The 1762-nt window shown below is 62.5% G+C and carries 1 protein-coding gene; it reads right to left on the bottom strand.

The genetic code is table 11. From position 1 onward, the window contains the following. Positions 1–1762: GAF domain-containing protein (locus WCB02_RS07215; RefSeq protein ID WP_423957146.1), on the bottom strand; the 1762-nt coding region annotated here is incomplete at both ends.

Below are 1762 nucleotides of genomic sequence, written 5' to 3'. Positions count from 1 at the left end.
CCTAGCGCCTCCTTTTTGATGAGGTTACGGATCCGGCCGACGACCGCGCCTGCCCGGCTCCCGTCCCTGACGATGAGGGCGAACGCTTGCCGCGCCTCATCCAGATTCGGCGACTCGGCGCTGAGCCAGCGCAACCCCGCCTGAGCGTTGGCCACGGTTGCGGTGATTGGCTGGTTCACTTCGTGGGCTATCGACGCCGTAAGCTGCCCCATTGTCGCGACGCGGTTGGCGTGCGCCAGCTGCGTCTGAGTCTCGCGGTAGCGCCGCTCGCTCTCGCGCGCCTCCGCTTCCGCCTGCTTGCGCTCGGAAAGATCGAGCACGAAAGCGACAACCTGGTGTCCGCCTTCGTCAAAGGTCGCGGATCCCAAGAGAATTGGCACGCGGCTGCCGTCTTTGCGGAAGTACTCCTTCTCGATCGGCGTCCGCAGCCCGGTCCGCCTGTGCTCTTCGAGCCACTGTGTGTCGCGCTCGCGCCAATCCGGAGGCGTCAGCTCCGTCCACCGGATGCGACCCGCCGCGAGGTCCTCGCGATCATATCTCACGATGCGGAGAAACGCGTCATTGGCCTCGAGAATCCGACCGTCGAAATCCGCGATGAAGACGCCGATGATATCGGCTTCAACGAGACGGCGGATCTTCGCTTCGCGCTTCGCCAGATCACGGTAGAGGTTCGAGTTTTCCAGCGCGATCGCGGCCTGCGAGGCAAGCAGCTTCAACACGGCGGCCCGGGCTGGCGCAAAGGCGCTGCGCGCCAGGTTGTTTTCAAGGTAGAGCACGCCAGTGAGCTTGGCCTGATTGATCAATGGCAGGCAGAGAATGGAGCGAGCCTGACGCTCTCGAATATAGGGGTCGTCGGCAAACGGAGACCGAGCCGCGGCATCGTCAAGAACCACATGCTCGTTCGAGCGTACGACATGGTGGAAAACCGATACTGGCAACGCAATTGCGGTCACAGGCGCATCGCGCAGGCTGACGATAGTTGCTTCGCCGTCAGTCGCGGCTTCGGCCGCGATTCGCGGCTCACTTCCTAAGGACAGAACAAGCACGCCGCGTTCGGCCCCGGCCTGCTGGATCGCGGTTCGCATGAGGATGTCGATGAGCTTCTCGAGGACGATCTCGCCCGCGACGGCCTGTGACACTCTGATGACCGTAGCGAGGTCCAGATATTCGACCGGCGCGTCTAGTGTGCTCGTCAGACCGGGCCGGAGCTCGTCCGTCCTGAGGTGGGGATACAGTTCGTCGAGCTGCCGCACTTTGCCACCAGCGCCCCAGCGGACATAACAATAGCGGGCATTGCGCAAGCAGAAATCGGCGAATTCATCGAACTCGCGCGTCCGATAGAAAGCGGAAGCGCGCTCGTAGGCGATCGCCTCGTTGTGAACAAAGCCATTGTCGCGCGCCGAACGGATGGCCTGTTGGTAAAGCCGCTCCGCGTCAAGGTCGCGGCCCTCCAGACGTGCAATCTCCGCGCCGACCAGCGCTGCTCGGTTCTCGAAGTTTTCCGGGCAATTCTCCGCCCAGATCTCCAGCTGCCTGCGATGCGCTTCGAGAGCGGCTCGACCCTCTGCGCCGAATGAAGAGCGGTCGCATCCGGCGGCAAAGGAGAGCGCAGCGTAGAAGTGATATTCCGCCGTTTCGAATTGTCCGCGCGATCTCCATAACAGTCGCTTTGCGCGGCAGGCCGCTTCGTTCGCCATGGCGTAGTCATTGGCGAAGAAACACGCTTGCAGCTTTCGAATCCAATACAAGCACTCAGCTACCG

The organism is Bradyrhizobium sp., assembly GCF_049581145.1.
Lineage (GTDB): Bacteria > Pseudomonadota > Alphaproteobacteria > Rhizobiales > Xanthobacteraceae > Bradyrhizobium.
Note: the sequence above shows the minus strand (reverse complement) of the source record. Positions and strands in the feature narration are given on the sequence as shown.